We start from the raw sequence: 25,251 nt of genomic DNA, 5'->3' as shown, positions 1-25,251 counted from the left end.
AGAAATAACTAACTTATCTGCAATCCATTTGGAACAGTTGCATCATCAGGATTTACAAACACTAATTTTCCTTCCGCAGTTTCGGTCATTAATATCATGCCTTGACTTTCAACCCCTCGTAAATCTCTAGGAGCAAGATTGGCTAAAACGGTTACACGTTTACCAACAACTTCTTCTGGCGTAAAACTTTCAGCTATGCCAGAAACTATGGTGCGTACATCAATACCTGTATCCACTTTTAAAACCAATAACTTCTTCGCTTTTGGCATTTTTTCGGCTTCTAAAATAGTCCCAACACGAATGTCTAATTTGGTAAAATCATCAAAAGTAATCGTGTCTTTTAGTGGTTCTACTACTTTATTAGCAGCTTCGTTTGCTTTTTTACTGGCTTTCAACTTATCTAACTGAAATTGAATGGTTTCATCTTCAATTTTAGAAAATAATAATTCGGCTTTTACAATTTGATGACCAATTGGAAGCAATACTTTTTTAATTGAAACATCACACCACTGAGATGCTTCGACAAGCTCGGCATGACTAGCGTTTCCATTATTTTGTTTCGGTTTCAAATTAAGAATACCTTTAAGCTTTGTTGAAGTAAACGGCAAAAACGGTTCGGTTAATGTTGCCAAAGCTGAAGCTATTTGTAACGCCACATACATAATGGTTTGGGTACGTGGTTCATCATATTTTACCACTTTCCAAGGTTCTTCATCAGCTAAATATTTGTTTCCAAGACGTGCAAGATTCATTAATTCTTGTTGAGCTTCTCTAAATCGATAGCGCTCAATAGAACTTGAAATAACTTCTGGATATGCTTTAATTGCTGCCAATGTTTCTTCATCTACTTGAGAAAAAGCATTGGGAGCAGGAACAATTCCTTCATAAAATTTATGAGTTAATACTACAACACGATTTATGAAATTACCAAAAATAGCAACCAATTCGTTATTATTTCTTGCTTGAAAATCTTTCCAAGTAAAATCATTATCCTTAGTTTCGGGTGCGTTGGCTGTTAATGCGTAACGCAACACATCTTGCTGATTTGGAAATTCTTTCAAGTATTCTGGTAACCAAACCGCCCAATTTTTTGAAGTTGACAACTTATTGCCTTCTAAATTTAAAAATTCGTTTGCTGGCACATTATCTGGTAAAATATAAGAGCCTTCCGCTTTTAACATCGCAGGGAAAATAATGCAGTGGAATACAATATTATCTTTTCCTATGAAATGAACTAATTTGGTATCGTCGCTTTTCCAATAAGGTTCCCAATCTTTTCCTTCACGCTGCGCCCATTCTTTCGTTGATGAAATATAACCAATTGGCGCATCAAACCACACATATAGTACTTTACCTTCACCACCTTTAACCGGCACTGGTATACCCCAATCTAAATCACGGGTTACTGCTCGAGGGCGCAAACCATCGTCTATCCAAGATTTTACTTGTCCATAAACATTCGGTTTCCAATCTTTCTTATGACCTTCTAAAATCCATTCACGTAAAAAAGCTTCGTGCTTATCTAAAGGCAAAAACCAGTGTTTGGTTTCTTTTAAAGTAGGCACATTTCCTGTTAACGCCGATTTTGGGTTAATTAAATCCGTAGCACTTAAACTTACTCCACATTTTTCACATTGGTCGCCATAAGCTTCTTCATTGCCACATTTAGGACAAGTTCCTGTAACAAATCTATCCGCCAAAAACTGATTAGCTTTTTTGTCGTATAATTGTTCGGTAGTTTCTTCAATAAAATCGCCTTTATCATATAAAGTTTTAAAAAATTCCGAAGCCGTTTCATGATGAATTTTAGCCGAAGTACGTGAGTAATTGTCAAACGAAATACCAAATTCCTCAAACGATTGCTTAATAATAGCATGGTATTTATCTACCACATCTTGCGGAGAAACACCCTCGTTTTTTGCTTTTATAGTAATAGGCACACCATGTTCGTCGCTACCTCCAATAAAAACCACATCGTTCCCTGTTAAACGCAAATAGCGTGCATAAATATCAGCTGGCACATAAACACCTGCTAAATGCCCAATGTGAATAGGCCCATTGGTATAAGGTAATGCAGAGGTTATGGTGTATCTTTTTGGTTTATTCATCTTTTTTTAACTATTGTCAGGTCGAGCGCAGTCGAGACCTAATTTAATATTCGTGCTTTAAAACCTCTCAAGAACTGCGTTCGTATCTTCAATCAAAATATATTTTGATTTCAATAATGCTCGAGGAGACAAAAAACATATAACTTTTATAAGCCGCAAAAGTACACAATTTGACTGCGATTTAGAAAAAAAATGTACATTTACATTATGTCTAGAATCTCATTAATTACAATCCTACTTTGTGCTATTTTTTTCTCCGGTAATACAACAATATCGGCTCAAAACACAACCTTTAACAAAACTACTACATTGATACGTCCACCTTATTTAAAAACCGGCGATACTGTTGCTATTGTTGCCCCATCTGGCATTTTAAGAAACCGAACTACCGAAGTTGAACAAGCTAAAAACCTACTTAAAAGTTGGGGCTTGCATGTGGTGCTTGGGAAAAACGTATTTAACCAAAATAACCACTTTGCTGGAACCGATGATGAACGTAGAGAGGATTTTCAAAAAGCGATGGACGACCCAAAAATTAGTGCCATTTGGTGTGCCAGAGGTGGCTATGGAGCGGTGCGTATTTTAGATAAACTTGACTATTCTAAGTTTAAAAAATACCCTAAATGGGTTATTGGGTATTCTGATATTACGGCTATCCACAACCAAGTCCATAATGAAGGTTTTGAGAGTTTGCATGCCATGATGTGTACCAGTTTACAAGACAACAATGAAACTATAAAAGAAACTATTTCCACCTTTAAAGATGCGCTTTTTGGAACCCAAATAACCTATACTTTAGAAGGATTGGAGTACAATAAAGCAGGTACTGCATCTGGGCAATTGGTTGGAGGTAATTTAACTATTTTACATACCATGTTGGGTTCTAAAACCAGTATTAATACAGCTGGAAAAATTTTATTTATTGAAGAAATTGGCGAATATGAATACCATATAGACCGTATGCTTCAAAGCTTAAAACGCGCAGGATATTTTGATGATTGCAAAGGTGTTTTGGTAGGTAACATTACTAAAGTAAGGCGAAACACAACTGCTTGGGGTGTATCTGTAGAGCAACTTATTTTAGATGCTTTGGCTGAATACAGCTTTCCAATTGCTTTTAATATGCCTGCTGGTCATGAAAAAGATAATAGGGCTTTGATTTTGGGAAGAACTGTTGAAATGACAGTTGAAAAGGAAAAATCTAAAATATTATTCCGCAATTAAATAATGTACAAATCCATTATACTAGTTTGTATTTTTATATTATTTAGTTGTAATTCTTCAAAAACATCTATTGAAAAAACATATTATGATACAGGAGAGTTAAAATTTGAAATACAAAAATTTAAAAATCAATATCATGGAATTACAAATGAGTATTCAAAAAATGGTAAGTTAAAATATATTTGGAATTACAAACTAAATAAATTAGAAGGCGAAACAACAGAATATAACACAGATGGAACAAAATCCATATGGATTTATAATTCAAATATATTAACAGGCAGAAAAACTTATTCTCTAAATGAAATATTATTTCAAACTTTTAATTATTCTAACGATTTAAGAAGTGGTAAAGCTTTTCAATTTTATGATACTGGTGAAATTGAAATGGAATGGATTTATGAGGAAGACAAAGTAACAAGTGGTAAAGCTTATTATAAAACTGGTGAACTTAAAAACGATTTTAGCTACCTAGATGGAATGCCAGAAGGAATTTCTTTAGAATACTATCAAAGTGGTGAAATTAGGTATGAATGGCTTTATTTAGATGAAAAACTAAATGGTATTACTAAGGAGTACTACAAAAGTGGTGAAATTAAATACGAATGGAATTATAAGAATGGTGTTTTAGATGGTAAATCTGTATCCTATGATTCTGCTTCAAATATTATAAATAACATACATTACGACAACGGTAAATTTATCATCCAAATAAAACCATATTAACTTTTTTAAAATTAATATTTAAAATTTAGCATATGAATCAACCAGTAAAATTACTTTTAATAGTATTACTTGTATATAATTGTTCTACAAGTCGTTATGTTCTTAATGACCAGAATAAAGCTGATAAAAATTTCTTAATTAGTAAAATAAATGAGTCTAAGGCAAAAGGTGAAATTTCATCAAATAAGCCTATTATAGTGGTAGATGGAAAACCTTTTAGATATAATTTTGAATTAAAAGAAAACAAACTAGAATTAGTAAAATCTGACATTAAAAAAATAGATGTTTTAAAAAAAGAAGTTGGAATGCGTATTTATGGTGATTTTGCTGAAGGTGGTGTTATGTTAATAACAACGACACCAGAAGTTGCTAGCAAGGACACAAATTCTGAAAATTCTGATATAGATAATAAAAATATTTTGTTTTTAGTTGATGGGAAACAAGTTACTTCTGAAGTAATTAAATCAATAAATCCAAATGATATAGATAGTGTTGACGTACTTAAAGATGAAGCCTCTAAAAAACTATACCCAGATAAAAGCTATGATGGAATTATTCATGTAAAAATGAAAAAGAAATAAGCAAATATTATTTTAACCCATCAACCGTAACACTTATGGTTCCCTTAACCTTTAAAAATGCCAAAATAGCATTGTTGGTTAATTCTATTTTTTGAAAATCGATATCTTCCATGTTTCCATTTACAAAAACACCCGGAATTGGCGAATAATTACCAAGATAACTTAACATGGTTTTTTTACCTTCATCTAAATTAGATTGAATGGAGTATCTACAATTTTCTTGAATTCTTTTAAGTATCAATCCTTTTGCCAACCAATTGGCAGTACGCAACAATTTGCTTTTGGTATCTAAAACATAATCCAAATCGTTAAAATAAATTTCTTTCTTTAAAGCGTCGTATTGCGGCATACCTGTTAGATACATAGTCCCATTTACAGAGCCCTGCACATCTAAAGCAATGACCATTTTACCCTCTTTATGCCAAATATCCACTTTTTTTACCGTTACTTTTTTTGAGCCAGAACCAAACTCTTGACCAGAGAAATTTTTGGTCATGATTTTTGACGCATCTTGGTAAGCTGATATGCCTATAATGTTTGAAGTAATATGGTTCGGCATTTTAGCTACTGGCTTTAAGACAATGTTTTTAGCATCGAATTTTGACACGGGTTGTTGCCCAATTACGGTCTCCATGTTACATTTCATACCCATTTGAAGCAGCACTTTGTCGTTTTTTAATTGGGCATCGGTACTGTAAATTTCAATGGGTACAATTCTAAGCCAGCTTTCGTAATTGTCGTTCATCTTAAATGGCACCGTTAATTTTTCGATAGCAGTTAGCACATTTGGTTTAAAATCCATAGATGCTTCAATAGCATCGTCAATGCTCTTTTCAATATCCCCTCTAAATATTTTTATGGCAGGGTTAACCAAATAGGTTACGGGTATATTTTTGCCATAAACAACCATAGATGGGCTTTCTTTCCACTCTAAATTAGTTATGCGTGTTTTAGATTTTAATTTCCAGTTAGATAGCCCAATATCGCTAATTAATGTCACAACCCCATTCAAATTAAATTCGCTGGTTTTATACAAATTAACTCCCATGGTTTGTGTACCGATCCGGTATTTTATAACTGCTTTTAGAGGGAGCACTGTTTTAATGCGTTCGTTGGCTGAAATACGATCGTTTTGAATGCTAATAGGCGCTTGTTTCCAGACTTTTATTTCAATATTATCGTCTTCAATAGTTTTGTCTTCATAAATCAAACCTTTCAAAATGGCATTGATTTGGTTCTCAATGTCTTTTAACTTCACACTAACTGGAACATTTATAAACGACGGCACATGCTCTAACACCAAGGGCGTAGACTCTTCGGGTTCTGGTTTTAGTGTCATAAGCTGTTGTTTTGAAGCGCATGAAGTGTTAATAATGAGGTACATAAATACGAAAAAACACAACACAAATTTAACCATTTTTCAATCCTTTTTTGGCGGCTAATGTAATTAAAGAGATTGAATTTATGTTATAAAATATTTTTGCATTAAAAAGTTCTTTTATTTGTGCTCATAAAGCAGGATTTATATATTGTTGTTATTAACATTATAGATTGTGAAAAATATTGATTATACCTCTATCTTTTTAAAAACGATAAACACAACGATTAATAGCCATCAATCGTCTATTATTTTAAAGTTTTATTAAATAATGCTTTATCCTTGCGATTAAATTTAAAATAATCCCTTAAAAGACTCCAAATGAAGAAAAAATTACAATTATTAGCTGCAGCAATGATGATTTTACTATCTATAAACGTGAATGCCGACACTATTATCAATTCAGATTTAAATCTTTACAATCCAGACGTACGTAAATGCCTATTAGAGGCTTCAAAAAGTGAAGGTTGGGAATTAAAATCAGTTTACATGAACGCTGACAAAAAAATTGTTTACGTTTTTTCAAAAGATAGTAACGATAAAGTATATATAAGCAAGTAGTATATTGACTTATAAACTATTTTAAAACCATCCAATATTATTTTGGGTGGTTTTTTTATACGCCGAATTGAGATAAATGATAATCTAAATGTTTGTAAAACATGTTATTCCATTGTGTCTTGGTGAGTTTTCCAAAAGAATGAGATTCACGGTTATGAAAATAATCTTCCCCCAAACTTATTGTTTTCAGAATATAGTTGATGAGTCTTACTTTCTCCAATTCAAAATTTCTCTCATCGGTTATTAAAAATTCTGGAGCTGTTCTGCTATTTCGTTTATATGGTTTATTACCTACAACAATAGGCTTTACAAATAATTTTAGCATAATTTTTTTAAACCCAGTTGGTTTAGTATGCACATCTTCTAATGCCATTTCGTAAGCCACATTACAATGTGCCAACATTTTATCAACGCTCATTTTACCCCATAATGGCAATGCATCTGGTTTTAGGCTGTTAATTCTTATGATAACCGCATTGGTTTCGTTAATGTCGAAGATGTTTATCATGGTGTTTCAATACTTTTATATTTAACAGCTATAAATATAAAAAAATAACCTTAAAACAAACGTTCCTTTTGCAATTGCTCATAGGCGTCCTGCACTTGTTTAAATTTTTCTTCTGCACCTTTTTGGTGCTCTTCCCCTAAATGAATAACTTTATCGGGGTGGTATTTTTTAGCCATGGCACGGTAGGCCTTTTTAATCTCGTCGTTAGTCGCCGCTTTATCAATCTCCAATATTTTATAAGCACTATCGGTGCTTTTAAAAAACATGGCTTTGATACTTTCATAATCATTATGGCTAATACCTAAATACCCCGCTATGGTAAAAATTTGATGCGCTTCATCATTGGTTACTTTCACATCAGCATTAGCAATACCAAATAAAAAATGAATGAGTTGCAAGCGTGAAGGATGTTGCATCATCTGTTTAATTTGAAAACACACTTGCTTCGTAGAGATATTTTGCTGTTTATTTATTTCCTTAAACAACTTAAAAGCATGGTTTGCGCGCTCTTTACCATACATATTCACAAATTGAAGGCGAACAAAATCCAGTTCGCGTTGGTCTTGTTTGCCATCGGCTTTTATTACGATGGATGCTAAAATGAGTAAACTCACTTCAAAATCACCTGGTTGCGTTTGCGGGCGTTCTTGTGGGTTATTTGTATAAACGGCACTTCCATTACCGTTAGATATGCCATCAACCAAACTTCCTAAGGCTAATCCTAATATAGCACCAATAGGTCCACCAAACGACCATCCTAATGCAGCACCAATCCATTTTGAAAAACTCATGTATCTTTTTTTGTTTTTACAGGCCTCAAATATACCAATGTTAGTTGAGTTTTATTGTGATTTGTTACTTTGATGTGTATTGCTAAGCATATGTTGTTGATTTGACAGTTAATTTGAAAAATTTCAAGAATCATTTGTAAACTGTGATTATAAACTGCGACTACTAACTAAATACTTTTCTGTATCTTTGCAATCTAAAATTGTTAATTATTAAAATTTAAAAAATATGTATCCAGCAGAATTAGTAAAACCAATGCGAGAAGATTTAACCAAAGTTGGTTTTGAAGAATTACATACTGCCGAGGCTGTTGATGCTGCTTTAGCTAAAGAAGGAACTACATTGGTTGTGGTTAATTCGGTTTGTGGTTGTGCGGCGGCTAATGCACGCCCAGGTGCTAGAATGAGTTTACAAAATGCAAAACGCCCAGACCACATTGTTACAGTTTTTGCAGGTGTTGATAAAGCAGCTGTTGATGCTGCTCGTGGTTATATGGTACCATTTCCTCCAAGTTCGCCAAGTATGGCTTTATTTAAAGATGGCGAATTGGTACACATGTTAGAGCGTCACCACATTGAAGGCAGACCTGCAGAATTAATTGCAGAAAACCTTACCGATGCTTATAATGAGTATTGCTAAAAAATATAGATGACGGGAGATCGAAGACTGAAACATAAAACTAACCCATGATATAATCGTGGGTTTTTTGGTTTATTACGCAACCTTTTAGATAAACGTTCATCTAACAATAAAATAAACAGATGAAAAAGTTACTCCCATTTCTATTTATAATATGCTTGCTTTTTATGGCGTTTCAATGTGAAGATGATGAGGCTTCAACCCAAGAAATAGAACAACAAGCTTTAAATACATCTAAAAAAGCGATTGAAGATTTGGCTGCTACTTCAATTTGTAACGAAACTTTTGAATGCAAATTTATTGCCTTGGGCAGTAAACCTTGTGGTGGTCCATGGAGTTATCTCGTGTATTCAACTTCTATAAATACAGAAAAACTTGAAAAAATGGTTGAGTCACACAATAAAAAAGAGTCTGATTTCAATAAAAAATGGGGTGTTTTTTCCGATTGCGCCTACGCCTCACCACCAACAAGTTTAAATTGCGAAAATAACACCTGCATCCCTATTTATTAAAACCTGTTTTTGTTTATTTTTGGGATATGCAAAAATTAGTATCATATCCCATAAGTGTTCTTTACTATCTGTGTTTTTTTTTAACACTGGTCATATTTCATCCCATTCAGTGGTTTTGTTTTAATGTATTAGGTTATCAGGCACATAAAAAAAGTGTTGATGCTTTACAATTTTGCCTCATGCGCTGTGCTAATATATTAGGCACGCGTTTTACGTTTAGCAATCCTCATAATATAGACACCAACCAACCTTTAATAATTGTTGCCAACCACCAAAGTTTACACGATATATACCCCATTACCTGGTACATGCGCAAACACCACCCTAAATTTATTAGCAAAATAGAATTAGGAAGAGGCATTCCTAGCGTTTCTTATAATTTAAGACATGGAGGTGCTGCTTTAATTGACAGAAAAAACCCAAGACAATCGCTACCTGCCCTCATGAAATTTGGCGAATATATTGAAGCCAACAAGCGTTCAGCCGTTATTTTCCCAGAAGGAACCCGAAGTAAAAACGGAGAACCTAAACCTTTTCAAACCAAAGGCTTAGAAGTACTATTTAAAAAAATTCCATCGGCACTTGTGGTTCCAATTACCATAAACAATTCTTGGAAAATGTTAAAATATGGCAAATTCCCCATGGGAATAGGCACACATATAACTTTTACCGTGCATAAGCCTTTAAAAGTTAGTACCTTTGTAAACAAAGAAGAACTTATTAATAGCGTAGAAACGACTATTAAACTCAGTATAAATCATTAAAAAAACATAAAGATGTCGTTAAAAAATGTAAGATTAGAAGTAATGCAGTTTTTGGAAAAAGACGTAGAATCTTTAATACAGAAGTATTTAATTCCTATTGATACCATATGGCAACCAACAGATTTTTTACCAAATTCTGAAAGTGATTCTTTTTTTGAAGAAGTACGTGAAATAAGAGAACTTTCTAAAGAATTACCCTATGATTTTTGGGTGGTTTTAGTAGGTGATATGATTACCGAAGAAGCCTTACCTACTTACGAATCGTGGTTAATGGATGTTGAAGGTGTTGGACAAATAGAACGCAATGGATGGTCCAAATGGGTGCGCCATTGGACAGGTGAAGAAAATCGTCATGGTGATGTACTTAACAAGTACCTATACCTTTCTGGGCGTGTAAACATGAAGGAAATTGAAAAAACAACCCAGTATTTAATTGCTGATGGTTTTGATATTGGAACAGACAGAGACCCTTATAAAAACTTTGTTTATACCAGTTTCCAAGAATTGGCAACCTATATTTCGCATAACCGTGTTGCCAAAATTGCTAAAAAAAGTGGTAATAAGCAGTTAGCTAAAATGTGTCAAATTATTTCTGGAGACGAAATGAGACACCACCATGCCTATTCAGAGTTTGTTGAGCGTATTTTTAAAGTAGATCCTAGCCAAATGATGATGGCCTTTCATGATATGATGAAACTTAAAATAACCATGCCAGCGCATTTTTTAAGAGAATCGGGTAACCAAATTAGCTCTGCTTTTGAAGAGTTTTCTAATACTGCACAGCGTATTGGCGTTTACACCTCTACAGATTATGTTGATATTTTAGATAAACTAATTAAGCGTTGGGAAATAGATAAAGTTACAGGACTTACCGATGAAGCCGAAAAAGCCAGAGATTATTTAATGAAACTGCCATCAAGAATGTATCGTTTATCTGAACGCATGAAAATTCCTGAAAACTCATTTCAATTTAAGTGGGTGGAGCCTGCCGTAGCTAAATAAACATATAATTTAGAATATTTAACTAATTCCTTTCTACACCGAAAGGAATTTTTATTTTTATACCTTTATGAATTCAGAAGAAATAATAAATAAAACCATCGGGTTTGTAAAAGAAACCCTTGCAGGCGCTGAAGGTGGGCACGATTGGTTCCATATTGAGAGGGTTTATAATAACGCGCTACTAATCTCTAAAAACGAGCCTGTAGATGTATTTACTGTCAAGCTAGGGGCACTACTTCATGATATTGCCGATAGTAAATTTTATAGCGGCGACGAAACTGTTGGCCCAAAAATTGCCCGCCAATTTTTATTCAGCCTCAATGTAGACTCCAAAGTAATTGAGCATGTTGTAAATATTATTGAAAACATCTCTTTTAAAGGCGGAAACGAAACCCAGAAGTTCAAATCGGCAGAACTGGATGTAATTCAAGATGCAGATAGATTGGATGCTATTGGTGCCATTGGTATTGCACGCTGTTTTAATTACGGCGGCTTTAAAAACAGGGAGCTTTACAATCCTGAAATAAAGCCCAATCTTAATATGAGTAAGGAAGAATACAAAGCATCTACAGCGCCTACAATTAATCATTTTTACGAAAAACTACTTCTGCTAAAAGATAAAATAAACACAAAAACGGGAAGAAAAATTGCTTTAGATAGACACAAATATATGGAACAGTTTTTAGAGCAGTTTTATGCTGAATGGAAAGGCAGAAAATAATTATAACACTGGTTTCACAAATTAAAACAAATGAATCCATGTAAATTTTTGAAATCCGTATTAAAAAAAATTATTTATTGAATAATAAGCTTTATTTCCTTTCTATAATTAGAGGCACTTTTGCCAGTAACCTCATTAAATTGTTTATTGAAATGCGAAAAATTATTAAATCCGCATTCAAAACAAATGTCTGCAATACTTTTTTGGCTTTCGTTAAGCAATTTAGTAGCATGTACTACCCTATATTCGTTTACTAATTGTGTAAATGTTTTGCCTGTTGCTTTTTTAAAATATCTACAAAATGCTGGTACCGTCATACTTACCTCATCTGCTATCTCATCTAAAGTTATATGATTTTGAAAATTTTTATTGACATATTTAAATATAATATCAATTTTACCGCTGTCCTGTGGCTCAGTCTCAAAAGCAAAACCATCGGCGTTTAATAAGCTATAATCTTCGGTAGTTGCCAAATAGTTTAAAATATCTAAAAATTTTAAAACACGCTTTAAGCCATGATGTTCTAACAATTTATCAATTTTTGGTCCAATAATTTTTTTGGTTTCAACTTTAAATCGGATGCCTTGTTTGGCCCTTTCAAACAACGACACAATGGCTGTCATTTCTGGAACATTCAAAAAATCATCACCTAAAAAATTAGATTTAAACTGTACCGTAGTTTCGGTTCCATTAGCAGTTAACCTATCGGTAAAGCCATTATGGGGCAAATTAGACCCAATAAGTATTAATTGACTATTATTAAAATAGGATAAATGGTTCCCTATGTGTGTTTTACCTTGCCCTTTGTTTATATAAATAAGCTCTAATTCTGGGTGAAAATGCCAGTAAGCGCCGTCTTTATCTATGGTTTCTACATGTTGTTTAACTAATATAGAACTTCCGAAACTTGGGGTGAGTTTCCTAAAAGTTGGTTTTTTATTAATCATCACAAATTTATTTAAAAACAAAATTACAACATATTATTATGCAAACATAGCTTTAATTAACTCTATTATATGTTATTTTAACTTTACATTCATTTAACATTTAATTAACAGTTAATATAGCATATAAATTGATTAAATTAGATGTTTTGTTGACTACGCTTTTGCCATATTTTTGTACTGTTGAAATTTAGTAAGTAAATAACATTACTAATACTTCAACCATAAAATAGAAAAGTTAAGTACTATATAATATAACTCTAATAAAGGAGTATACAAAATTCATTAATAATTAGTTTAATGTCTTATTTAGTTTAGTTGGTAAAGTGAGCTGTGGTGGCTCACTTTTTTTTTTGCTCAACAAAAAAGGATTTCTACAACAACCATTTACTCTAAAAAGCATATTCATTATAATATTAAATTTTAAATATGCCTAAGTGCTATTTTTATCAATTATAGATATTTAACTTTATTATATGCTATTTTAACTTAACAAAAAGTTAATATTATAATAACAGATAAAATAGCATATAAATTAGCCAATACACGTGTTTTATTACCTTAAGATCTGTACTACATTTGTCTTGTGAAACGTTAAAAAAACCAAATCATGAAAAACGTATTAAACAACTCAAAAAAAGGAATCTTAATGGTAACTATGTGTGCTACCTTGTTAAGTTTCGCAAATGAAGCATCATTTTCTACTATCAAAGATGATGCAAAAAGAACTGCTCTAACTTTAACCGATGTGAAGGTTGGCAACCAATTGTCTATAAAAGATGTTAACGGTTTTGTACTTTATACAGAACGTATTCAGAAATCTGGCATATACACTAAAGGTTTCGATTTAACCTCGCTTCCCAATGGTAATTACGTTCTTGAATTAGAAAAAGATGTAGAAATTAAAACGATACCGTTTACTATTAGCTTTAAAAATATTGTAGTTGATAAAAACAATGAAACTACAAGTTTCAAACCTCATATGAGACAAAAAGACAACTTATTGTTCATTACTAAATTGTCTCCTAATCTTGAAGCTATAAAAATTAGTGTTTATACAGACAATAATAGTGAATACGAACTATTGCACTCAGAAAAAATTGCAGGTGTTCTAGCTATTGAAAGAGTTTACAAATTAGAAAAAGGAAATTATAAAGTAGTAATTAGCTCTGATAACAAAGAGTTCACAAAATTCATTAATAATTAGTTTTAATGTCTTATTTAGTTTAGTTGGTAAAGTGAGCTGTGGTGGCTCACTTTTTTTTTGCACCATTTTAAAGTTAAGCCTTTTGTAGACATTTTTTCAATTCTTACAAATAACTAACCAATTGTACACAATTAACTACTATATATTGTATTTTAATTTAACATAAAGTTGATGTAAAAATAACAGATAAAATAGCACATAAATACATCAATATCAGTGTTTTATAAATAGAAAAACGATTCTATATTTGTATTGTAAAACGTTAAAAAATCCAAATCATGAAAAACGTATTAAACAACTCAAAAAAAGGAATCTTAATGGTAACTATGTTTGTTACCTTGTTAAGTTTCGCCAATGAAGTATCATTATTTAAAATTGAAAATGATGCTGAAAGAACCTCTCTTACTTTAAACAATGTAAAGCAAGGAAACCTATTATCTATTAAAGATGATAATGGTATTATATTATATAAAGAGCTCATTCTACAATCCGGAATCTACACCAAAGGTTTCGATTTAACGTCGCTACCAAACGGTGGTTACATTTTTGAACTTGATAAAGATGTAGAGATACAAACCATCCCTTTTACTGTATTATCAAACACGGTTACTTTTAAAAAAGAAATGGAAACTACCATTTTTAAACCTGTAACACGCGTAAAAGGAGATGTTGTTTATGTTTCAAGACTGTCTTTAAACAAAGCGCCTATGGAAATAGCAATTTATTTTATTAATACTGAAAGTGTATTTAGCAAACCAGAACTAATGTATTCTGAAAAAATTAAAGACACCGAAAACGCTAATAGAATTTATAAACTAACAGGTAAAAACAAAGGTAATTACAAAATTGTTTTTACTACCGAAGGACGCATTTTTACAAAGGAAATTAATAACTAACCAACCTTAATTATTTTTTGAAAAGAGTGGGCTATTTGCCCGCTCTTTTTTTGTTAAAACAATTTTAATTGCCCGTCTTTAAACTGTTCGTGCAACTTCGTATTTAATTTTGGCATCTGCTTATCTTTAAAATACTTATGTCTTGCTAGTTTTACCAAGTTATTAATCTGTTCGGCAATTTTGCCTTCACCCCGCATTCTAGTACCGTAACGTGAATCGTTTAAACTACCGCCGTGGCAACTTTCAATTTGATGCAATACTTTTTCAGCTTTATCCGGCATGGCTTTATGTATCCAATCGGTAAAAATTTCCCCAATAGCGCCGTTAAGTCTCACAATAGTATGTGCTATCCCTAAAGCACCGTGATCTGAAGCAGCTTTTGCTAACTGTAATATTTCATGACTGTTTATAGACGGAATAATAGGCGCCAACATCACATTTACAGGAATTCCGTGTTCGCTTAATGTTTTAACGGTTTCTAATCGGCGTTTTATAGTAGCGGTTCTGGGTTCTAAAACACGTCTTGTTTCTTCTGATAACGATGTAATTGATACATTAACACCTATTAAATTATCTTTTGAAAGTTCTTTTAAAACATCCAAATCTCTAAGAATTAAAGCATTTTTTGTAATAATGGCAACAGGATGTTTGTATTTTAAAAATATTTCCAAGCATTTTCTGGTAATCTCGAAGTGTTTTTCGGCAGGTTGGTAGCAATCGGTATTACCAGACATCACGATGGGGTGGGCTTTCCAACCTTTCTTTTTTAATAATGCTTCTAAAAGTTTTGGGGCATCTTTTTTCACCATAATACGGCGTTCAAAATCCAATCCAGCACTGTAACCCCAAAATTCGTGACTGTTGCGAGCATAACAATAAATACACCCATGTTCGCAACCTTGGTAAGCATTCATGGAATAAGACATACCAATATCTGGACTCTCTACTTTATTTACAATGGTTTTAGGAAACACCTCTAAGTAAAGTGTTCTGTTTTTATCACTTTCCTCACCTTCTATATGGCAGAATTCTAAAAAATCATCACGTATTTCGTGGCTTAATTCGAAGAATTTATTGGGTACATTAAGCTGGGCGCCACGGCCCTTTATTGTAGATTTTGGATCCATTTTTAAATAAAAATAAAGATTGTATGCAGAAGTAGCACTTTAAAATTACTCATAAATTTTACTGAAAACTGTTAAAATTAAAATGGATTATTAACATAATATTTTTTGTGAAAGACATTTTTTCATACCATGAAAAAACCATCACATTAATTTATAAGCACAAACTACATATTAAAACATATTTAATAATCTTTTATTAAATATGATATGAATTGTATATGGAGTTGAAAAAATGCATATTTTAGTCTTGTTTAAGTTATTAAACTTTATTAAAGGATTTAAAAAAATCATACCATTATGAAAAAGCTTTATATATTATGTTTCGTTTTAATTACCAGCACTTTAACCGCTCAAAATAGCGCGATGTTCTCGCATAAATTAGATGAGTTGGTTAGTTTGGATGTTCCAGAAAATTTCGTGGAATCGGACACACTTGTAGATGGTGTACAAATTCATCAAATTAGATTTAAAACCGAAACTTACAACTTTATTGTCCAAAAAGTCCTTTTTGAAAATGAAGATCAAAAGACAAGTCTTTCAAGATTACCATATAACTATACCAGTTTAATTGACGAATACAATCGTGTAATAGCTAGAATGCGCTATAGAGTTCCTTATTATTTAAAAACCACTACAATTGTTGAAAAAGATGGCTTTACGGGTTATAATTTGAAATTTGAAAACGATTTAGGAACCCCTACTTACGAAGCAGAATTTTATTTACTAAATAAAAATTTATACACGTTTTTCTATGCCAGTGATACACAGTTTAACGCCGATATTAAAACCGAACTGTTTAATTCCGTTAAAATAAATACCGAAAAAGATATCAGTCAATACTTAGGAAAAGCACCTAAATATAGATATGGCTACGTACTAGCTACTTACTTCTTTTTAAGCTTATTAGTAATTTGGGTTATAATTATTTCGATTAAAATATACCGAAAGAAAAAAGGGAAGTCTAGTATTTTTCATGAGTAGTGACATTGTTATTTCTTGTTGGCTGCAATAGTATGAAACAGAAAATCTACATAATTTTACTTGCTATAACTTTAACATCTTGCTTTGGTAAAAAACAAGAACCAAGAAATAATATTTACAGACCTGAATTTGATATTTCAATTGACAATAGAAATATTATCTGCTCATTCTACGAAAACAACAAAGCGTCTATCTATCAAATCGATATTACTAATAATCAAAAAACTAAGATATCACCGGCAACTGACTACTCTTTAATAAAACCATTATACTCTCCAGACAACAAGAAAATTGCCTGCTTGTCTGAATCCTTAACAGATAATTTAAAAAGTAAAATTTCTTTAATTGACATACAATCAAAAACCTTAATGGACTTAACAAATGACTCTTTGTTAATCCTTGAATTTGTGTTTGCCCCAAGTGGACAGTCAATATACTTTACAGCAGCAGAACATTATGGAAATTACTCACCAGTAGCAAGAAAAGCACCTCGCGAAATTGACATCTATACTATTGACATTCACACAAAACATATTCAAAAAATCACTGATTTCGATTCTTATGATTTACATGGGCTTTCTATCAATAATAGTGGCGATAGCTTACTCTTTCGATTGACAACAAAGAGAAATAATGGATTGTTTTTAATGGATATTAATAATAAAGAATTGTTGAATATATCCGCGGCTAACGATTTAAGAGCAGAAAAAAAACTCACAGCATACGAGTATTATACTCCAGTTTTATCTAAGGACAATTCAAAAATAGCGTTTACTGAACCTTACGAACTCTACATAATGGATAGAAAAACAAGGATTTCAAAACTCATTTTTAGAAATGAAACCAATCTTGTAAATATCGGTAACGCTAAATTTTTCAACTCATATAATTACTTAATAGTTAGTTTACCAACAAATAGTAAGATTCAGAATAGTAAAGGTTACAATTTTGGTTTTTATACTTTAAATCCTGAAAATAACGAACTAAAAATACTTGATTTAAAAAAATAAAGCTGCAAACAAAGGTGCCTAGAAAATAGGGTGTTCGTTGATTTCTTGTCCTTAAATATGGCTACCGATTAAAATCGAATTTTAAACCTACTTCCCCGGAAAATCAGCCTTTCTTTTTTGTAGAAAAGCAGTAGTCCCCTCGGTAAAATCATCGGTACCAAAACAGTTCCCGAATTCTTCTATTTCAACATCAAAGCCATTAACACCATCTTCAAAATTGGCATTAATAGCTCGAATAGCAGAACTTATAGCTACCAATGAATTGTTAGAAATTTTATTGGCTATTTTTTCGCAAAGCGGAAGTAATTCTTCCTGTGGTACTACATGGTTTACCAACCCATAATTTAAGGCTTGGTTAGCGTCAATCATACTGGCAGTCATAATCATTTCCATAGCGCGTCCTTTACCTACTAACTGTGGCAAACGTTGTGTACCACCATATCCAGGAATAACCCCAAGCGATACTTCGGGCAAACCCATTTTTGCATTATCACTCGCTACTCTAAAATGGCATGCCATGGCTAATTCCAAACCGCCACCAAGCGCAAAACCGTTTATAGCAGCAATAACTGGTTTTGAAAAATTTTCGACAAAATCAAAAAGCATTTCTTGGCCTTTTGCGGCTAGTTTTGTGCCTTCGTTTACATTAAAATCGGCAAATTCACTAATATCAGCTCCAGCAACAAAAGCCTTTTCACCACTTCCTGTTAAAATAATAACTTTAGTGTCCTCATCGTCTTCTTCTTCTTTAAATGCTTCATGCAATTCTTCAATCGTCTCTTTGTTTAAAGCGTTTAATTTGTTGGGGCGGTTAATGGTAATTGTGGTTATACCATTGTTTTCTTCTACTAAAATGTTATTGTATGCCATGGTTGTAAATTTTTTTTGAGAATACTCTTCGACAAGCTCAGAGCGACAACTCGTTTTAATTTTGCTTTGTTATTCTTTAGGAAACGTCACCCTAAACACGGTGCCTTTATCTTTTTCTGAGTTAAATGTAATAGTGCCTTTATAGGTTTCTACAATATTTTTAACCATTGCCAACCCAAGCCCCATACCACTGGTTTTGGTGGTGAACTTTGGTTCGAAAACCTTATCCGCATTTTCCTCTAAAATGCCAGAGCCATTGTCTGAAACTAGAATAACCACCTCGCCATTATAGGTAGACACATTAATACTAATTTTTGGCGCCTGATTTTCCGGCATCGCTTGAATAGCATTTTTTACCAAATTGGTAACTACACGTATTAATTGGGTTCTATCTAGTTTTGCTATAATTTCTTCCTTTTCAGCCGAAAAATCAATATAATCTTCATTAAAAATTTCTAAAGCAAGCCTTACAATATTAACCACATTTAAGGTTTCGTTTTGTTGCGCGGGCATTTTAGCAAAGTTTGAAAATGCCGACGCAATAGAACTCATGGTGTCTATTTGCTGTATTAAAGTTTTGCTGTATTCATCTAATTTGGAATGAATATTTTCATCTTCAGGATTGAATTTACGCTGAAAATTTTGAACCGTTAGGCGCATGGGGGTTAAAGGGTTTTTAATTTCGTGCGCTACCTGTTTTGCCATTTCCCTCCAAGCTTGTTCACGTTCACTTCTTGCCAATTGTATGGCACTTTCTTCCAACTCATCAATCATACTATTATACGAATTAACCAGAATGGAAATCTCCTCACTATTATCGTCTACCACAATTTTTTGATTGCGCTTTTCCAAACGTGTGGTATTAATTTTATCGCTAATGGTTTTTAATGATTTTGTTATGTATTTTGATAATAAAAATGCAATAATTATCGCCGTAAGCAACACAAACATAAAGGCATAACCAATTCGAGTTAAAAACTCTTGAAGCTCTTTAGTTAGAAAATCATCTTTCTCTAAATACGGCAAATTTAATATGGCTATGGCTTTAGATTTTTGATCAACTAAGTAAGTATAAGAAGACTGGAACGTTTCTCCATTTTCAACTCGTTTATCAACATACCTATGTACAGCTGTGTTAGAAATCGCATTTAAAATTTCGACATTGATGCATTGGTCTGATGTGTTATTCTGCAGGACTGCTTTAGAAGAAATTAATAAAGACCCTTCTAAATCGTATAAATTAATTTGAAGTTTATGGATATCGGCAATGTTGTAAACCTCTTCCTTAAATATAATGGGAATGTTTTCTGTTTTAACTTCCCATGTATTTTGTCTACCGTTTAAAACACGTTTTAAATGCGTTTGAATGTTTTCTTCTTTGCGTTCTAAGCGTTCTTTATGATAATCTTCACTCTGCTCTTTATACTGATAAATAGCAACTGCTGAAATAAGAACCGATGCCAATAATACCAAGAGTATCATGGCAAGAAAAATGCGGGTTCTTAAAGAGAGCTTTTTTAGTTTCATGTGACTAAATTATTGCTTTTTTAATGGACACATGCAGTTCGCTATTATCATTTCTATAAGTCGTAAAATTGTAATAAGCTCGTTTCATCTAGTTAAATGATGCATTAAATATAGCAATAATCAAACCAAAACATACTTGTAAAATTCCAAAAAAATAAAATTCTAAATCATGCTTTTAAAATTTTAGGAATTTGACACCTGGGCTTTGATACTTGAAATTTGAATTTTTCAATTAAGATTCAGGGTTTCTCTCTCTAATGTTTTTATAAACTTTAAAACCTAACATGATTAAAACACCTAAAATAAGGATACCTACAACGCCCCAAACCCAATTAATGGCGCTTTTTAAAACAACTAAAAACACCACTGCAAATAGGATAAACGTGGCGCCTTCGTTCCAGATGCGCATAAAACTGGAGGTTTTCTTTACGATATCATTTTGAAGTTCTTTGTAGTATTGATGCGTTTTTAGGTGATAAATGATTAGCAATAAAACGAAGGCTAATTTTACGTGCATCCAAGGTTGTTGTAACCAAAACGGTTGTAAAATGAGAAGCCAAATGGCGAAAATAGTGGCTAAAATGGCCGATGGCCAAGTAATGATGAACCACAAACGTTTTGCCATGATTTTGAGTTGCTTACCTAAAATTTCTTTGTCGGGTGATGATTTGTGGAACGCTTCAATTTGATATACAAAAAGTCTTGGAATGTAAAACAACCCTGCAAACCAAGTAATTACAAAAATAAGATGGAACGATTTTATGTAATTGTAATATTCCATAACTAAGCGGGTTTATTGATTAAAGTGGCTTTTATTTCCCTATTTAAAAAATAGGCGGTTACGATGGTTGAAAGCACATCGGAAATGGGGAATGATATCCAAACCCCTAATTCGCCATAAAAATTTGGCAAAATTAATATTAACGGAATAAAGAAAAAACCTTGGCGTGTTAAGGTTAACAATAAGGCTGGTATGGCTTTTCCTATAGACTGGAAATAGGCTGCACCAATAAGCTGAACAGCAATTATGGGAGTTGCGGCAAACACCCAACGCATATCGTTTGGCGTTTGTTGAATAACATCTAAATCGGTGGTAAACATACGCGTAATAGCTTCGGGAAACAGCATTAAAACAATAAAAATACAGGTTGATAATATGGTTGCATATTTTATAGCAATATTGATACTTTGTCGCACCCTATGGTAATTTTGAGCACCATAATTAAACCCAGCTATAGGTAAAAAACCTTGTGTAATACCCAAAACCGGAAACATAGCAAACATAAGCATACGCCCAACAATGGCATAAGCTGTAACCGATATTTCGCCACCTAAATCGAATAAAATATTATTCATGAACAAATATGTAACACTTACTACGGCTTGTCGTGCCAAGGTAACAAAACCTAAAGAACCCATTTCTGAAACTATCGATGTGTTTAGCCCAAAATGTGAAGCGTTTATTTTTAATTCGGAATTTTTAGAAAGGAAAAACCAAAAAATAAAGATGAAACAAATGATATACGAAATAGAGGTTGCCCATGCAGCGCCTTCCATTCCAAAATCTAATACATTTATTAAAATATAATCTAAAAGTAAGTTACTTACCGATGGAATCATCATCGCATACATGGCAAATTTTGGCTTACCTTCTGCCCTAATTACCGTATTTCCCATCATACTCAACGCCAAAAATGGTACGCCGTACAAAACAATGGTATAATAAATTTTAGCAGGTTCGAAAATAGCACCTTTTCCTCCAAACGATATAATAATGGCATCAGTAAAAAACAATCCAATAACTACTAAAGTAATGGTAAGTAATAAGGTGAGCGTAATTTGATTGCCAAAGGTTTTAAGCGCTTTATCTTTACTATCAGAACCTAGCGCTCTAGAAATTATAGAAGAGCCTCCAACACCAATTGCCATCCCTAAAGCCGCAATAAAAAACGACACCGGTAACACAACATTTATGGCTGCAATGGCTGTAGAACCTATCCAATGCCCAACAAAAATGGTATCGACCAAAATATTTAGAGACATCACTAAAATACCAATAGACGCCGGAACCGCTTGTTTTATTAAAATTTTCCCAATGGGTTGCGAGCCTAAATCTTGTGATGATACTTTTGCCATTATACTACTATAGTTTCATCAATTGCCCAATTATTAATCCATTTTGAAAGTAATGCTACCCATTCATCATCATCATTTAAACAAGGAACGGTTGTAAAATCCTTTCCGCCCATTTCATGGAAAATTTCCTGACCTTCCATAGCTATTTCCTCTAGAGTTTCCAGACAGTCGCTCACAAATGCTGGTGTAACAATGGCCATATTTTTGATGCCTTTTTTTCCTAAGCGTTCAATGGTTCGGTCCGTATAAGGTAATAACCAGGGGTCAAAACCTAAACGCGATTGAAACGATGTTGAGTATGTACCTTCTTTAAGTTCAAGTTTTTCAGCGACCAATCGGGTAACTTCCAAACACTGATGTCTATAACAAAACTCGTGTGCTTTACTTGGCGTTGTACAACAACTACCGTCTATTTTACAATGTGATTTTGTGACATCACTTTTTCTAATATGACGTTCTGGAACACCGTGATATGAAAACAATAAATGTTCAAAATTTTTACCTTCTAAATGATTTTTAATAGCGTTTGAAAGCACTTCAATATAATCGGGTTTGTTGTAAAAAGCTGGCACCGATTCAATTTTCAAATTTGGAAAAAATTGTTGACGAAGTTCTTCGGCTAAGACCGTAATGGTTTCAGTAGTTGCCATAGCAAATTGCGGATACAGCGGAAACAACAATACCTCATCAACACCTTTATCAACCAATTCTTGAAGTCCTTTTTTAATGGTCATGCTGCCATAGCGCATTGCTAAAGCTACGGGCATTTCAACCTGTTCTTGTATTTTTTTCTGAAGCCTTTCGGAAAGAACAATTAAAGGCGAACCTTCTTCCCACCATATTTTTTTATAAGCTGCTGCCGATTGCTTGGGGCGTGTTTTTAATATAATACCTTTTACAAGTGCTGTTCTAGCCACCAACGGAATATCGATAACGCGCTCGTCCATTAAAAACTCGCCTAAATATTTTTTTACGTCTTTGGGTGTAGGGCTATCAGGAGAACCGAGGTTTACTAGTAAAATTCCTTTTTTCATTTATAATTTTATTGTTTCTCAGGCCTCACAGATTTTAAAATCTGTGAGGCCTGGTTTTAAAATCAACCTTTCTTATTTTTCAATTTTTTGTTGATGATATAATTTAGGGCGTTCTTCCGTATAATCACAATCTTGAAAAATACCGCAAGATGTGTTGGAACGCACTAAAGATTTTGTGTTTGCGCTTTTAGACAATGCTTCAATTTCTGGGGTTAAATACTTCATAACTTAAAATTCTGTTACTATAAAATTACCGCTTTAAACAATACAAAATACCCCCTAATAAGTGTTGTTTAAATTCTGGCACTTCATAAGATTCATTAGTATGCCCTAATCCTGTGTAAAACGAGCGCCCACCATCAAACTCATGATACCACGCAATGGGGTGAAAATCGCCATTTTTACCGCCTTCATAAGTAGATTCATCTAAATTCAACAACACGTTTATATCTTGGTTGATGGATTTAAAGTTATACCATTCGTCGTAATGAACCCACTTTTCTTGCAAATGTTTTGTAGAGGTATGCGTGCTGTTTATACGCGTTATAGTAGCGCCAGATTGTTTCGGATGGCTTAAAAAATAAGCTCCTACCAATTTTCCATACCAAGCCCAATCATATTCTGTATCGGTAGCTGAATGCACACCCATAAAACTTCCACCGTTTCGAATAAATGCTTCAAAAGCTTTTTCTTCCTCTGCATTTAAGACATCGCCTGTGGTATTAAGAAAAATAACCAATTGGTATTGTTTTAAGTTTTCAGCGGTAAACATGGTGGCATCCTCTGTATGTGTCATTTCAAAATTATTATTCTTGCTTAATTCTTCAATGGTTTTAACACCCGTTTCAATGGATTTGTGGCGGAAACCACTTGTCTTTGTAAAAATAAGAACTTTTTCTGGTCTAGTTGGAGTATCTGTACTTTTGCACGACAGTGTTAAAAACACAACAAAGGCTATTAAAATATTTTTCATGAAATCTAATTTAAAGACATAATGTATTTTTTTGGGGTGGTCCCATATTTCTTTTTAAAAGCAGCAATAAAATGGCTAGCGGTACTGTAACCTACTTTAAGTCCAACCTCATTAACATTATTATCGCCAGATTCTAAGAGTTTTCTAGCGACCTCCATTTTATAATCAAATAGAAAACTATAAACCGAATCGCCATAAATTTGTTTAAAACCTTCTTTTAACTTTTTAAGTGGTAAGCCAATTTCGTCAGCAAGCTCCTGTAAACTTGGCGGCTCTGCCATACGAACAATAATAATATCTTTGGCTTTCCTAATTTTTATAACGTTTGTTTCATCAACTAAAAACGGGCATTGCTCAATATTAGCATCTTCACTTCTATTAAAATACAAACTTAAGAGCTCGTATGCTTTTCCCTTAAAATATAAACCTTTAATAGATTGATTGAGGTTGTAATTAATTAATTGGTTTAAAACAATAGCCATTGAAGGTGTAATACCTCCATCTTTATAATATTTTTTATCCCTATTGTCTTCGTTTAAAAATGAAATATAATCGGCCTCTTGAGAAAACAATCCATGAAATTTTTTAATGGAGATCAACACAGATACCATCCAGGAATTTGGGCTAACCTGAAGATTTATTGGTAAATCCCGTTGCGGATTATACAATAACAACGAGTTTTCCTCTAGAATATTCAGCACATAACGGCCTTCATTAAAAACAAATTTACTCGAGCCTTTAACACAAAAATGAAATTGGATATATTCACTATGTATTTCTTTAAGAAGACTTTGCGTTTCATTTCCATCATTTTTATAAACCAAAACCAAAAAACCGTCTTCCACTTTAGTTTCTTCAAAAGAACTTACAGCGTTATTTTTATCTGGGGTTTTATCACTATTTGCAGTCATTCTATTTAGATTTGTTCTAAATTATTTTTTTAAAACCTCTTTATTTACAGACAAAAATATGATAAAAATCATATAATTATCAATTTTATTCCCAAAAAACCACAAACGACACTAAAAGTTCT

27 protein-coding genes are annotated in these 25,251 nt (G+C 32.8%); 13 read left to right on the top strand and 14 right to left on the bottom strand.

The features are described 5' to 3' along the window. Window positions 1–8: 8 nt before the first annotated feature. Window positions 9–2,108 (bottom strand): methionine--tRNA ligase, encoded by a 2,100-nt coding sequence (gene metG, locus VP395_RS09260; protein WP_346241705.1) that lies wholly within the window; start codon window positions 2,106–2,108, stop codon window positions 9–11. A 192-nt stretch (window positions 2,109–2,300) separates the two neighbouring features. Here metG and VP395_RS09255 point away from each other — a divergent pair, with 192 nt between their 5' ends. The 3 genes from VP395_RS09255 to VP395_RS09245 are packed head-to-tail and all read left to right on the top strand — an operon-like array spanning window position 2,301 to window position 4,639. Further along, window positions 2,301–3,332 (top strand): S66 peptidase family protein, encoded by a 1,032-nt coding sequence (locus tag VP395_RS09255; RefSeq protein WP_346241704.1) that lies wholly within the window; start codon window positions 2,301–2,303, stop codon window positions 3,330–3,332. 3 nt (window positions 3,333–3,335) lie between these two features. Continuing rightward, entirely contained in the window at window positions 3,336–4,058 is a 723-nt protein-coding gene (locus VP395_RS09250; protein ID WP_346241703.1) for a toxin-antitoxin system YwqK family antitoxin, read from the top strand. Between the two features lie 32 nt (window positions 4,059–4,090). Then, entirely contained in the window at window positions 4,091–4,639 is a 549-nt protein-coding gene (locus VP395_RS09245; protein ID WP_346241702.1) for a hypothetical protein, read from the top strand. A 7-nt stretch (window positions 4,640–4,646) separates the two neighbouring features. Here the strand turns inward: VP395_RS09245 and VP395_RS09240 are convergent, their stop codons facing one another. Continuing rightward, a complete protein-coding gene (locus tag VP395_RS09240; protein WP_346241701.1) occupies window positions 4,647–5,978 on the bottom strand; it encodes a DUF4403 family protein in 1,332 nt (443 codons plus the stop codon). Window positions 5,979–6,338: 360 nt separating this feature from the next. On the opposite strand from VP395_RS09240, the gene VP395_RS09235 reads away from it, so the two are divergent. Further along, window positions 6,339–6,578: a hypothetical protein gene (locus VP395_RS09235; RefSeq protein WP_346241700.1), complete on the top strand. Its 240-nt coding sequence runs from the start codon at window positions 6,339–6,341 to the stop codon at window positions 6,576–6,578. Between the two features lie 55 nt (window positions 6,579–6,633). Here VP395_RS09235 and VP395_RS09230 read toward each other — a convergent pair whose 3' ends face one another. Both VP395_RS09230 and VP395_RS09225 read right to left on the bottom strand, forming a co-directional pair. Then, the gene (locus VP395_RS09230) at window positions 6,634–7,086 is read right to left on the bottom strand and encodes a DUF1569 domain-containing protein (protein WP_346241699.1); all 453 of its coding nucleotides are present in this window, start codon (window positions 7,084–7,086) and stop codon (window positions 6,634–6,636) included. Between the two features lie 50 nt (window positions 7,087–7,136). Next, the gene (locus VP395_RS09225) at window positions 7,137–7,877 is read right to left on the bottom strand and encodes a TerB family tellurite resistance protein (protein WP_346241698.1); all 741 of its coding nucleotides are present in this window, start codon (window positions 7,875–7,877) and stop codon (window positions 7,137–7,139) included. A gap of 226 nt (window positions 7,878–8,103) precedes the next feature. Between VP395_RS09225 and VP395_RS09220 the strand changes: the two genes are divergently transcribed. The 5 genes from VP395_RS09220 to VP395_RS09200 all read left to right on the top strand — a co-directional run bounded on the left by VP395_RS09220 (window position 8,104) and on the right by VP395_RS09200 (window position 11,513). Beyond that, a complete protein-coding gene (locus VP395_RS09220) occupies window positions 8,104–8,514 on the top strand; it encodes a BrxA/BrxB family bacilliredoxin (protein WP_346241697.1) in 411 nt (136 codons plus the stop codon). 122 nt (window positions 8,515–8,636) lie between these two features. Next, window positions 8,637–9,026, top strand: a complete 390-nt coding sequence (locus tag VP395_RS09215) for a hypothetical protein (RefSeq protein ID WP_346241696.1) — start codon at window positions 8,637–8,639, stop codon at window positions 9,024–9,026. Window positions 9,027–9,052: 26 nt separating this feature from the next. Then, window positions 9,053–9,790: a lysophospholipid acyltransferase family protein gene (locus tag VP395_RS09210; RefSeq protein WP_346241695.1), complete on the top strand. Its 738-nt coding sequence runs from the start codon at window positions 9,053–9,055 to the stop codon at window positions 9,788–9,790. Window positions 9,791–9,802: 12 nt separating this feature from the next. Continuing rightward, window positions 9,803–10,792 (top strand): acyl-ACP desaturase, encoded by a 990-nt coding sequence (locus VP395_RS09205; protein ID WP_346241694.1) that lies wholly within the window; start codon window positions 9,803–9,805, stop codon window positions 10,790–10,792. Between the two features lie 67 nt (window positions 10,793–10,859). Further along, complete coding sequence (locus VP395_RS09200; protein WP_346241693.1) at window positions 10,860–11,513, top strand: HD domain-containing protein; 654 nt, start codon at window positions 10,860–10,862, stop codon at window positions 11,511–11,513. 74 nt (window positions 11,514–11,587) lie between these two features. Here VP395_RS09200 and VP395_RS09195 read toward each other — a convergent pair whose 3' ends face one another. Further along, window positions 11,588–12,460, bottom strand: coding sequence for an AraC family transcriptional regulator (locus tag VP395_RS09195; RefSeq protein ID WP_346241692.1), 873 nt, complete (start codon window positions 12,458–12,460; stop codon window positions 11,588–11,590). A 607-nt stretch (window positions 12,461–13,067) separates the two neighbouring features. On the opposite strand from VP395_RS09195, the gene VP395_RS09190 reads away from it, so the two are divergent. Both VP395_RS09190 and VP395_RS09185 read left to right on the top strand, forming a co-directional pair. Beyond that, complete coding sequence (locus VP395_RS09190) at window positions 13,068–13,664, top strand: hypothetical protein (RefSeq protein WP_346241691.1); 597 nt, start codon at window positions 13,068–13,070, stop codon at window positions 13,662–13,664. A 278-nt stretch (window positions 13,665–13,942) separates the two neighbouring features. Beyond that, window positions 13,943–14,560, top strand: coding sequence for a hypothetical protein (locus tag VP395_RS09185; RefSeq protein WP_346241690.1), 618 nt, complete (start codon window positions 13,943–13,945; stop codon window positions 14,558–14,560). Between the two features lie 53 nt (window positions 14,561–14,613). Here the strand turns inward: VP395_RS09185 and VP395_RS09180 are convergent, their stop codons facing one another. Further along, a complete protein-coding gene (locus VP395_RS09180) occupies window positions 14,614–15,687 on the bottom strand; it encodes a PA0069 family radical SAM protein (protein ID WP_346241689.1) in 1,074 nt (357 codons plus the stop codon). A 297-nt stretch (window positions 15,688–15,984) separates the two neighbouring features. On the opposite strand from VP395_RS09180, the gene VP395_RS09175 reads away from it, so the two are divergent. Beyond that, window positions 15,985–16,668, top strand: coding sequence for a hypothetical protein (locus VP395_RS09175; protein ID WP_346241688.1), 684 nt, complete (start codon window positions 15,985–15,987; stop codon window positions 16,666–16,668). Between the two features lie 32 nt (window positions 16,669–16,700). Beyond that, complete coding sequence (locus VP395_RS09170; RefSeq protein ID WP_346241687.1) at window positions 16,701–17,678, top strand: TolB family protein; 978 nt, start codon at window positions 16,701–16,703, stop codon at window positions 17,676–17,678. A gap of 87 nt (window positions 17,679–17,765) precedes the next feature. On the opposite strand, the gene VP395_RS09165 is transcribed toward VP395_RS09170, so the two are convergent. The 8 genes from VP395_RS09165 to VP395_RS09130 all read right to left on the bottom strand — a co-directional run bounded on the left by VP395_RS09165 (window position 17,766) and on the right by VP395_RS09130 (window position 25,129). Then, on the bottom strand, window positions 17,766–18,548 hold the full coding sequence (locus tag VP395_RS09165) for an enoyl-CoA hydratase/isomerase family protein (protein ID WP_346241686.1): 783 nt from the start codon (window positions 18,546–18,548) through the stop codon (window positions 17,766–17,768). A gap of 69 nt (window positions 18,549–18,617) precedes the next feature. Beyond that, the gene (locus VP395_RS09160; RefSeq protein WP_346241685.1) at window positions 18,618–20,075 is read right to left on the bottom strand and encodes a sensor histidine kinase; all 1,458 of its coding nucleotides are present in this window, start codon (window positions 20,073–20,075) and stop codon (window positions 18,618–18,620) included. Between the two features lie 232 nt (window positions 20,076–20,307). Beyond that, entirely contained in the window at window positions 20,308–20,856 is a 549-nt protein-coding gene (locus VP395_RS09155) for a CopD family protein (RefSeq protein WP_346241684.1), read from the bottom strand. A gap of 2 nt (window positions 20,857–20,858) precedes the next feature. Then, window positions 20,859–22,211 carry an MATE family efflux transporter gene (locus VP395_RS09150; RefSeq protein ID WP_346241683.1) on the bottom strand — a complete coding sequence of 451 codons (1,353 nt, stop codon included), beginning with the start codon at window positions 22,209–22,211 and terminating at the stop codon, window positions 20,859–20,861. Beyond that, entirely contained in the window at window positions 22,211–23,245 is a 1,035-nt protein-coding gene (gene hemH / locus VP395_RS09145; protein ID WP_346241682.1) for a ferrochelatase, read from the bottom strand. Before hemH ends, VP395_RS09150 begins: the two co-directional genes overlap by 1 nt. A gap of 72 nt (window positions 23,246–23,317) precedes the next feature. After that, window positions 23,318–23,470, bottom strand: a complete 153-nt coding sequence (locus VP395_RS09140; protein WP_346241681.1) for a hypothetical protein — start codon at window positions 23,468–23,470, stop codon at window positions 23,318–23,320. A 25-nt stretch (window positions 23,471–23,495) separates the two neighbouring features. Beyond that, window positions 23,496–24,218: a ThuA domain-containing protein gene (locus tag VP395_RS09135; RefSeq protein WP_346241680.1), complete on the bottom strand. Its 723-nt coding sequence runs from the start codon at window positions 24,216–24,218 to the stop codon at window positions 23,496–23,498. A gap of 5 nt (window positions 24,219–24,223) precedes the next feature. Then, window positions 24,224–25,129: a helix-turn-helix transcriptional regulator gene (locus VP395_RS09130; RefSeq protein ID WP_346241679.1), complete on the bottom strand. Its 906-nt coding sequence runs from the start codon at window positions 25,127–25,129 to the stop codon at window positions 24,224–24,226. Window positions 25,130–25,251: the final 122 nt, after the last annotated feature.

The sequence above is a fragment of the Mariniflexile soesokkakense genome, from assembly GCF_039650365.1.
Taxonomy (GTDB): Bacteria; Bacteroidota; Bacteroidia; order Flavobacteriales; family Flavobacteriaceae; genus Mariniflexile; species Mariniflexile soesokkakense.
This window is presented reverse-complemented; position numbering and strand designations above follow the sequence as displayed.

Coding starts and splice junctions, on each gene's coding strand:
- metG (WP_346241705.1), bottom strand. CDS start 2,108: ATGAATAAACCAAAAAGATACACCATAACCTCTGCATTACCTTATACC.
- VP395_RS09255 (WP_346241704.1), top strand. CDS start 2,301: ATGTACATTTACATTATGTCTAGAATCTCATTAATTACAATCCTACTT.
- VP395_RS09250 (WP_346241703.1), top strand. CDS start 3,336: ATGTACAAATCCATTATACTAGTTTGTATTTTTATATTATTTAGTTGT.
- VP395_RS09245 (WP_346241702.1), top strand. CDS start 4,091: ATGAATCAACCAGTAAAATTACTTTTAATAGTATTACTTGTATATAAT.
- VP395_RS09240 (WP_346241701.1), bottom strand. CDS start 5,978: ATGACACTAAAACCAGAACCCGAAGAGTCTACGCCCTTGGTGTTAGAG.
- VP395_RS09235 (WP_346241700.1), top strand. CDS start 6,339: ATGAAGAAAAAATTACAATTATTAGCTGCAGCAATGATGATTTTACTA.
- VP395_RS09230 (WP_346241699.1), bottom strand. CDS start 7,086: ATGATAAACATCTTCGACATTAACGAAACCAATGCGGTTATCATAAGA.
- VP395_RS09225 (WP_346241698.1), bottom strand. CDS start 7,877: ATGAGTTTTTCAAAATGGATTGGTGCTGCATTAGGATGGTCGTTTGGT.
- VP395_RS09220 (WP_346241697.1), top strand. CDS start 8,104: ATGTATCCAGCAGAATTAGTAAAACCAATGCGAGAAGATTTAACCAAA.
- VP395_RS09215 (WP_346241696.1), top strand. CDS start 8,637: ATGAAAAAGTTACTCCCATTTCTATTTATAATATGCTTGCTTTTTATG.
- VP395_RS09210 (WP_346241695.1), top strand. CDS start 9,053: ATGCAAAAATTAGTATCATATCCCATAAGTGTTCTTTACTATCTGTGT.
- VP395_RS09205 (WP_346241694.1), top strand. CDS start 9,803: ATGTCGTTAAAAAATGTAAGATTAGAAGTAATGCAGTTTTTGGAAAAA.
- VP395_RS09200 (WP_346241693.1), top strand. CDS start 10,860: ATGAATTCAGAAGAAATAATAAATAAAACCATCGGGTTTGTAAAAGAA.
- VP395_RS09195 (WP_346241692.1), bottom strand. CDS start 12,460: ATGATTAATAAAAAACCAACTTTTAGGAAACTCACCCCAAGTTTCGGA.
- VP395_RS09190 (WP_346241691.1), top strand. CDS start 13,068: ATGAAAAACGTATTAAACAACTCAAAAAAAGGAATCTTAATGGTAACT.
- VP395_RS09185 (WP_346241690.1), top strand. CDS start 13,943: ATGAAAAACGTATTAAACAACTCAAAAAAAGGAATCTTAATGGTAACT.
- VP395_RS09180 (WP_346241689.1), bottom strand. CDS start 15,687: ATGGATCCAAAATCTACAATAAAGGGCCGTGGCGCCCAGCTTAATGTA.
- VP395_RS09175 (WP_346241688.1), top strand. CDS start 15,985: ATGAAAAAGCTTTATATATTATGTTTCGTTTTAATTACCAGCACTTTA.
- VP395_RS09170 (WP_346241687.1), top strand. CDS start 16,701: ATGAAACAGAAAATCTACATAATTTTACTTGCTATAACTTTAACATCT.
- VP395_RS09165 (WP_346241686.1), bottom strand. CDS start 18,548: ATGGCATACAATAACATTTTAGTAGAAGAAAACAATGGTATAACCACA.
- VP395_RS09160 (WP_346241685.1), bottom strand. CDS start 20,075: ATGAAACTAAAAAAGCTCTCTTTAAGAACCCGCATTTTTCTTGCCATG.
- VP395_RS09155 (WP_346241684.1), bottom strand. CDS start 20,856: ATGGAATATTACAATTACATAAAATCGTTCCATCTTATTTTTGTAATT.
- VP395_RS09150 (WP_346241683.1), bottom strand. CDS start 22,211: ATGGCAAAAGTATCATCACAAGATTTAGGCTCGCAACCCATTGGGAAA.
- hemH (WP_346241682.1), bottom strand. CDS start 23,245: ATGAAAAAAGGAATTTTACTAGTAAACCTCGGTTCTCCTGATAGCCCT.
- VP395_RS09140 (WP_346241681.1), bottom strand. CDS start 23,470: ATGAAGTATTTAACCCCAGAAATTGAAGCATTGTCTAAAAGCGCAAAC.
- VP395_RS09135 (WP_346241680.1), bottom strand. CDS start 24,218: ATGAAAAATATTTTAATAGCCTTTGTTGTGTTTTTAACACTGTCGTGC.
- VP395_RS09130 (WP_346241679.1), bottom strand. CDS start 25,129: ATGACTGCAAATAGTGATAAAACCCCAGATAAAAATAACGCTGTAAGT.